This window comes from Pantoea sp. CTOTU49201 (genome assembly GCF_032054795.1).
Taxonomy (GTDB): Bacteria; Pseudomonadota; Gammaproteobacteria; order Enterobacterales; family Enterobacteriaceae; genus Pantoea; species Pantoea symbiotica.
Genome location: NZ_DAMBSA010000095.1, coordinates 1 through 7,977 on the forward strand (window position 1 = coordinate 1; position 7,977 = coordinate 7,977).

The window sequence follows — 7,977 nt, forward strand, 5'->3', positions numbered from 1 at the left end:
CGCGAGGTCGCTGATGTACGGCGTGTTGGCGCCGTAGCGCGCATGGAATCGCTCGACGAAGGCTTTGTTTTCCGGCGAGGGGATTTCCTGCATATAGTTAGCGGCCACCAGAATGCCGTTGCTCTCTTCCGGTGACAGAATGATGTGTTCGTTGCCGCCGCCAAACACCGTGGAGGCAATCGGGATCTTGCCGCTCATACCGGCCGCATGCCACTGGCGATAGAAGGAGATGTGCGCGCCACCGACCAGCGCTGACCACACCATGTCGGGTTTGGCGCTCTGAATTTTGGAGATTGCTGCGCCAAAATCGGTGACATCCAGCGGGAAGAATTCAACCGCCATCACTTCGCCGCCGTTATCATGCACCGACTTTTTCACCCACGCCGAGACGATTTGGCCGTAGTTATAATCCGCTGCCAACACGTAGACTTTTTTGCCCCACTTTTTCACCGCATAAGGCACCAGTTTTTCCACAGTTTGCGCCGGAGTAGAACCGGAAGAGAAATAATTACGATCGCATACGCCGCCTTCATATTGCGCCGGATAAAAATAGAGCGAGCGAAAACGATCCAGCACCGGACGAATAACCTCGCGCGAAGCCGAGGTAATGCCGCCGTGCACCACCGCCACTTTATCTTTCAGCGCCGCCTGCTGCGCATATTGCGCATAAAGCTGCATATTGGATTGCGCATCGTAATTAATCACCTGCAACGGGCGACCTAATAAACCGCCCGCTGCGTTGATCTCTTCCGCCGCCAAATTAATCGCGTTCGACATCGGTTTGCCGTAGATATCGAGCCCGCCGGATAAGTCGAGAATACTGGCGATTTTAATCGCGTCTTTGCTGTCGGCGGCGAAAGAAAACTTAGGCGCAACGCCCGCCGCCAAACCTAATGCCGAAACTGCTGAACCCTGGATAAATGAACGACGACTAATAGCCATAGCAACCTCTTGAAAGGGAAGGATCAAATTGGAGTTTTTCCGGGAGGCCGGAGAGAATAAAAGCGATCGGCAGACGGCGCTGTCTGCATTAACAAGAGGGTTGCCACATCGTTGGGGCGTTATTTTGTATAAAGCAAGAAGTGGGCCAAATAAAATAGAGGCCGTGGATTGGGGTTATTGGAGGATTAATTGCGTTTTTACAGAAATGTGCGCACCGTTAAATGGCAATGGGCACCAATTAGGTGCGCGGTCGCCATAAATGGCGACCCTACAAAACCGGTGAGATCGCCATTTATGGCGACCTCAATAAAACTCAATTAAAAAACTTAATATCCGTCGGCGTGGCAATCTTCGCCACTTCACCTGCGGCTTTCAACGCACCGGTCTCAGCATCGAAATGGAACATCGTAATGTTATTGGTGAACACGTTCGCCACATAAAGGTATTTGCCGCTGGCATCAAAGGCGAAAGCACGCGGTTCAATGCCATCCGCTTTATAGCGCACCGGCGTTCCCAGTGAACCATCCTGCTCAATTTTAAACACCACTAAGCTGTTATCTGAGCCGCGATTCGCTGCAATCACAAACTTACCGTTCGGGCTGAGGATAATGCCACCGCCGCTGCGATACTCGGCGCTGCTGTTTTCCGTGTTCAGTTTGACCTTAGCCTGCTGCTCCAGACGATCGTCCTTCACCGCGAACACCACCACTTCACCGGCCATTTCGGTGGTGACATAAGCGTGTTTGCCATCCGGGGAAAACACCATGTGGCGCGGGCCAGAACCGGCAGGGAATGAGACATCGCGCGAGGTATCGGCTGCCAGCGGCTGAGTTTTGCCCGCGTGATAGGCATAAGCGTGCAGTTTGTCGCCGCCGAGATCTGCAGCGTAAAGGTATTTGCCATCATGCGTAAAGGTGGTGGAGTGCGCGTGGCCGCTATCCTGACGATCTTTCACCGCACCGCTGCCGCTGGCAAACGGGAAATTCTGCGCCTGCTCGCCGAGCGAACCGTCGTGATGAATCGGGAACACCGCCACGCTGGCACCGCCTTTGGCCACCGAATAGTTGGCGACAAACAGGAATTTACCGTCCGGGCTGATGGTGGCATGCGTCGGCTGCTGGCCGTGGCTATCCACCGCGTTAATCACGCGAACCTTGCCGCTGTGATCAATCGCCAGCGCAGTAACCGCACCGGCGTTCTCTTCATTGGTGGTGTAGGCAAAACGGCCATCATGCGATTTCACAATCCACGATGGGCTTTTCATTTTGATGAAATCGAGCGGCGTCAGCGTGCCGTCGCTATTGACCTTTAAACGGTACAAGCCTTCGCTGGGATGCCCAGGATTTTGCACTAACGGCGCATCCGGGATGCTGGTCCATGTGCCCACTAAGGCCGTTTGGTTGTGATGTTCCGCTGCAGTTGCCATTGCACTTCCCGCTAATGTGAAAACAGCTAGCGATAATGCCACGCTTAGACGTGACGCCAAACCGCCAGACACGGATTTATTGTGATTTTTCATTGTGGTACCCACCATAATCGGAATGTTCTTTATAGAAAGCGTTAGTCGCGTTGGATTTTTTATTGTGTTTGCGGTCGATGATGCAGGCCGCTTTACGACTATAGTGGGATTGCTTTAATTCGCGCCGAACGGACGTGATCGTGTTCACATTATCGGGGATTTATCCGCCGTTAGAGCACGATTACCTCCAAACCTGTCTGCCGAAAGACCTCAAATGCGTAATTCTTATTATTACTGCGTTTTCCCGGCATGCTTTAATGAAGCCCTCTTAACATGCCAGGGATGCTGACGTTGCTATGCTGCAGTTTTCAAATGGTTTTCTGCTGAGTTTGTCGTTGTGCCTTGATATCGGTCTCGCCAATATCGCCATGATCACGCTGGCGATGCAACGCGGCTATTTTCACGGTTTTTGGTTGGGGATTGGCACCTGCATCGGTGACTTAATCTATGCGCTGCTGGCGCTGGCGGGCATGGCGATTGTGTTGCAGTTCACCGCCGTGCGCTGGGTTTTATGGATTGGCGGCGGTGTGCTGTTGCTGTGGTTTGCCGGGAAGATGCTGTATGCGGCGTTGCAGAAGCAGGCTGCACTACCGGAAACTGAACAACAGCCCTATCGATCGCTGCTGCGCGAGTTCAGTCGTGGCGTGATGCTGGCGATGTCATCGCCGACCGCGATTTTGTGGTTTGCCAGCGTCGGCGGTGCGTTGATTTCCCGTATGGGACACGGCAGCGCGGCGGCAACTTCGTCGTTTCTCGGCGGGTTCTTTATTGCTGGCGTGGTGTGGACCTGCGTGCTGTGCCTGGTTGGCAGTATGGGCGGTAAGCTGCTGGGGCAGCGTCTGCTGAAGTATTCCTATCTCGCTTCCGCGTTAATTTTTGTCTATTTCGCGATCTATGTGATTTGGTCGGGTTATCGGGAGTTTATTCTTGTTTGATAGGAGGTCGCCATAAATGGCGACCGTATTAAAGCGCGCACCATCTTTGTAGGGTCGCCATTCATGGCGACCTCAACCAACATCACAACCCGGCAATGCGCTTCAAATCCGCTTCCGCACCCGGCGCAACCGCCAGCACCTGCGCGCCTTTCAGCAAACGTTCACCTTCGGTGTTGAACGGGTGATACCAACCGCCCGCCTCTTTCACCAGGCAATAACCGGCCAGACAATCCCACGCATGCATGTACGGCTCGTAATAACCCACCACGCGCCCAGCTGCGACCCACGCCAGCATCAATGCACCCGATCCAATGCGAATAAAATTCCCGCCCGCCGCCAACAGCGATGCGAGAATTGTCCCCACTTCATCCGGGCTAACGTGGCTGTTGGCACCAAAACCGGTGACATGATTTTGCAAAGTGCGCGATGCATCCACCTGCAAGCGCTTGCCGTTCAGCGTCGCACCCTGACCAAGAGCAGCGACGTAACATTCCTGATAAGTGGGCGCGAAAATCACGCCAATCACCGGCACGCCGTCGTGCAGCACCGCAACGGAGACGCACCAGTTCGGCATGCCGTTAAGGAACGGGCTGGTGCCATCGATAGGATCGACCACCCACGTATAACCCGATGAACCGTCCTGCAAACCGTACTCTTCGCCGAGGAAGCCGTCGTCGGCAAACTGCGCGCGAATTTGCTGGTCGATCATCTGTTCCACTTCGCGGTCAGCGCGGGATACCACATCCTGCAAATCGTATTTGGTCTCCACCACTAAGGTGTCGCGCTGATGGAAATACTCCAGCGCCTTCGCGCCACCGGCGCGTGCCACCTTCTCCGCTAAAATCAGGCGTGATAACAGCGGGTCATTGTCTAATTCACTCATCATCCATCCTTAAATTAACCGGCAATCAGGGCCAAACCCTGAGGTTTAAAATCAATCGCGACGTTCGATGCCAGCGGCAACTGCTGCTCCATCTCGGCATCGACAATAAACAGCGAACCCAATTCGGTAGCGACTTCATATTCGATATGGTCGCCAAGCCACGTGCTGTGCGTCACTTCGCCGCGCAGTGCGCCCGCGCCTTCTCCGCGCAGCGTAATAAACTGCGGTCGCACCGACAGCTGTGCCACGCCGGTTTTCAAACCGTTGCCGCGCACGCGATAGCGCTGGCTGCCAAGCCGCACCAGCGCTTCGCTGCCATCAAGCTGCTCGACTTCACACGGCAGAATATTGGCCTCGCCCATAAAGTCGGCGATAAACACCGAATTCGGCGCGTGATAGAGACTTTCCGGCGCGCCCTGCTGGGCAATATCACCCTCTTTCATGACAATAATCTTATCGGAGACCGCCAGCGCTTCTTCCTGATCGTGTGTGACGTAAACCGCCGTGAAGCCGAGCCGCTGTTGCAGATCGCGGATATCGGTACGCACGCGGCGACGCAAACGCTCATCAAGGTTGGAGAGCGGCTCATCCAGCAGCAACACCTGCGGCTCCAGCACCAGCGCGCGCGCCACCGCAATGCGCTGTTGCTGCCCACCGGAGAGCTCCGAAGGCAGGCGCTGGCCCTGATGTTCGAGGCCCACCAACTTGAGCCCTTCACGGGCGCGGTCCTGCGCTTCACGCTTATTCATGCCCGACGACTGCAAGCCATACATGATGTTGTCGAGCGCGCTCATGTGCGGGAACAGCGCGTAAGACTGAAACACCATCGCCACGTCGCGCTCGTTAGCGGGCAGGTTGGTGACATCTTTGCCGCCAATCAAAATGCGCCCGGCAGTGGGATGCTCCAGCCCGGCCAGCAGCCGCAGCGTGGTGGTTTTGCCGCAGCCGGATGGACCCAGCAGCGTCACCAGCGTGCCCGGTTCCACCGTCAGCGAGAGATCGGGAATCGCATCAAAACCGGCAAAGCGTTTCGAGACGTGTTCAAACACCACAGATCCAGCGGTTACGCGTGTCATACGGCTCTCTCCTGCGTTAAGGACGTTGAAGCTGGCGGAATTGCCATCTCGACCGGACGGGCCACGCGGCGCAGACGCCGTTCGCCCACCAGCCACTGGAACATGCCGATGATCAGTAGCATCACCACAATCAAGACGGTTGAGTACGCAATCGCCACACCGTATTCGCCGTTTTCCACCAGCCCGACGATGTAAGAGGTTGCCATGTTGTATTGCGCGCTCACGAGGAAGATCACCGCACTGATCGAGGTAATGGCACGCACGAAGGCGTAGACCAGCGCGGCGCTAATGGCTGGTTTCAGCAGCGGCAGCACCACTTTGCGCAGCGTGCGGAAGCTGTTAGCGCCGAGCGTTAATGAAGCTTCATCAAGACTTTTATCCAGCTGACTCATCGCCGCGATGCCGCCGCGCACGCCAACCGGCATGTTGCGGAACACAAAGCAGGCCACGAGGATCATCGCGGTACCGGTGATCTCCAGCGGCGGCAGGTTATAGGCCATCACATAACTCACGCCGATCACCGTGCCGGGAATGGCGAAGCTCAGCATCAGCAGGAACTCGAAGGTCTGACGACCGGCGAACTTCTGACGCACAATCAGCCATGCGGTGAGCAGGCCGACAATCGCCGTCAGCGGTGCGGCAATCAGCGCGATCTCCAGCGTGGTCCAGAACGAGTTCCACGCCACGCCGCTCCACAGCAGATGCCCGTCGCTGAAACTCACGCCGAAGGCGCGCACGTAATGCTCGATGGTCAGCGCATCATTCAATCCCCACGACTGCACAAAGCCGCCGACCACAATCATGCCGTAGATCACCAGCGTAAACAGGCCCCACGGAATCACCATGCCGTACACGCCAAAGCGCAGCACGCGCGGCAGTTGCACATGTTTGCCGCCGTCGCCTTTGCCGGTGACGGTGGCGAAGTTCTTGCCGCCGAGCCACCAGCGCTGCAGCACAAAGGCCGTCAGCGTGAAGCACAGCAGAATCATCGCCAGCACCGCTGCGCGGCTCGGATCGTTCTGCGCGCCGACCACCGAGAAGAAGATCTCAGTGGAGAGCACGCCGTGACTGCCGCCCAGCACCATCGGGTTACCGAAATCGGCCATGCTTTCGATAAAGCTAATCAGAAAAGCGTTGGCTAAACCCGGCGCCATCAATGGCAGCGAGACGCGCGTGAAGGTGCGCCAGCGATTGGCGCGCAGTGTTTGTGACGCCTCTTCCAGCGACGGACTGATACCTTCCACCACGCCAATCAGCACCAGAAACGCAATCGGCGTGAACGATAAAACCTGCGCGATCCAGATGCCGGTTAAGCCATACAGCCAGCGGCCCGGTTCGATGCCAAACAGCGCCGCCAGATGTTCCGTCACCACGCCGGAGCGGCCAAACAGCAGGATCAGCGCCAGGCCAATCACAAACGGCGGCGTGATGATCGGCAGAATGGTCAGCATGCGCAGCGCTTTCTTAAACGGCAGCGGCGTGCGCGTGGCGGCTAATGCAAACGCTAAACCCAGCAGCGTTGAGCCAGCGGCGGTCATCAGCGCCAGCCACAATGTGCGCCATGCGGTGCCGCAGGTGCCGCCCGACAAACAGGACAGGCTCCAGATCGACGGATCCTGAATGTTGCTGATTAAGCCATCCGGCTTGAAGCTGCCGTCCACGTCCTGCACCGACACCACAAACATGCTGAGGACCGGATAGAGCACGAAGATGCTGACCAGCGCGGTGAGCAGCATCAGCGACGCCACCACAAAGGCATCACCTTTCATTACGCCGCGTTCGGCTAGCGCGAAGGAAAACAGCAGCAGGAAAGTGGTCAGCAACAGCAGCGCACCCGCGCCCATCGCCGGTTGCCCCGATGCGAGCGCGCCGAAGCGATTTTCCAGCCACAGCCAGCTCCAGCCGCTGTAACCAATGGCGTGACCTTCAATAACCAGAAACAGCACGCCAAGCGCGCTGAACAGCAGCAGCAAACGGCTGCGCGCCGCGCTCGGCAGGATGTCGCAACCGGCGCACAGCACGAACAGCGCGATGGCTATAAGCAGCCACGGATGTTCGCCCACTTGCCACAGCGCGGGCGCATTGGCGCTGTCGCTCCACAGGCTGGTTAACCAGCCGCTGCTGAAGAAACCGGCTTCCAGGCTGAACCACGGCAGCAGCAGTAACGCCACTGCGCCGATGATCAGCGCGCCTGTCAGACGGCGATTATTTGCATTCATCACATACCTCGAATTCGGGTTTTTGTGCGGTGCTTAACCAGGTCGCCATAAATGACGATCCTACGGAGTTTCGTGCGGTAATTTACCCGGTCGCCATGAATGGCGACCCTACGGGGTTTTGTGCGGTGATTAACCCGGTCGCCATGAATGGCGACCGGGTTTCATCGGGTTTTGTAGGGTCGTCATTTTTGACGACCGTCCCACCAACCGCACCGATCTCACTGCGCGCTGGCACCGATCTCTTTATCCCAACGTCCTAACAACGCTTTACGTTTGGCCGAATCGCCGTAAGTTTTGAAGTCGTAATCGATCAGTTTGATGTTCTCAAAGCGCGGCGCGTACTCCGAAATCTCCGCATTACGGTTCGACGGCAGCTGGAAAGATTTGGCCTCTTTCATATGCG

At 56.8% G+C, this 7,977-nt stretch carries 6 protein-coding genes and 1 pseudogene; 1 reads left to right on the forward strand and 6 read right to left on the reverse strand.

Annotated elements, in window-relative coordinates; translation table 11 throughout:
- A partial coding sequence (locus tag RTY00_RS09175) for an ABC transporter substrate-binding protein (protein WP_312664197.1) occupies window positions 1-942 on the reverse strand: 942 nt, incomplete at its 3' end.
- Between the two features lie 313 nt (window positions 943-1,255).
- A complete protein-coding gene (locus tag RTY00_RS09180; protein ID WP_312664198.1) occupies window positions 1,256-2,368 on the reverse strand; it encodes a lactonase family protein in 1,113 nt (370 codons plus the stop codon).
- Window positions 2,369-2,757: 389 nt separating this feature from the next.
- On the opposite strand from RTY00_RS09180, the gene RTY00_RS09185 reads away from it, so the two are divergent.
- Entirely contained in the window at window positions 2,758-3,396 is a 639-nt protein-coding gene (locus RTY00_RS09185; RefSeq protein ID WP_008109391.1) for a LysE family translocator, read from the forward strand.
- Between the two features lie 82 nt (window positions 3,397-3,478).
- On the opposite strand, the gene RTY00_RS09190 is transcribed toward RTY00_RS09185, so the two are convergent.
- From RTY00_RS09190 to RTY00_RS09205, 4 genes and pseudogenes are all read right to left on the reverse strand, one after another.
- Window positions 3,479-4,279 carry an inositol monophosphatase family protein gene (locus RTY00_RS09190; RefSeq protein WP_312664199.1) on the reverse strand — a complete coding sequence of 267 codons (801 nt, stop codon included), beginning with the start codon at window positions 4,277-4,279 and terminating at the stop codon, window positions 3,479-3,481.
- Window positions 4,280-4,293: 14 nt separating this feature from the next.
- Window positions 4,294-5,355 carry an ABC transporter ATP-binding protein gene (locus RTY00_RS09195; RefSeq protein WP_312664200.1) on the reverse strand — a complete coding sequence of 354 codons (1,062 nt, stop codon included), beginning with the start codon at window positions 5,353-5,355 and terminating at the stop codon, window positions 4,294-4,296.
- Entirely contained in the window at window positions 5,352-7,574 is a 2,223-nt protein-coding gene (locus tag RTY00_RS09200; RefSeq protein ID WP_312664201.1) for an iron ABC transporter permease, read from the reverse strand. Before RTY00_RS09200 ends, RTY00_RS09195 begins: the two co-directional genes overlap by 4 nt.
- A 218-nt stretch (window positions 7,575-7,792) precedes the next feature.
- Window positions 7,793-7,977 (reverse strand): annotated as a pseudogene (locus tag RTY00_RS09205) (iron ABC transporter substrate-binding protein); the annotation flags it as partial.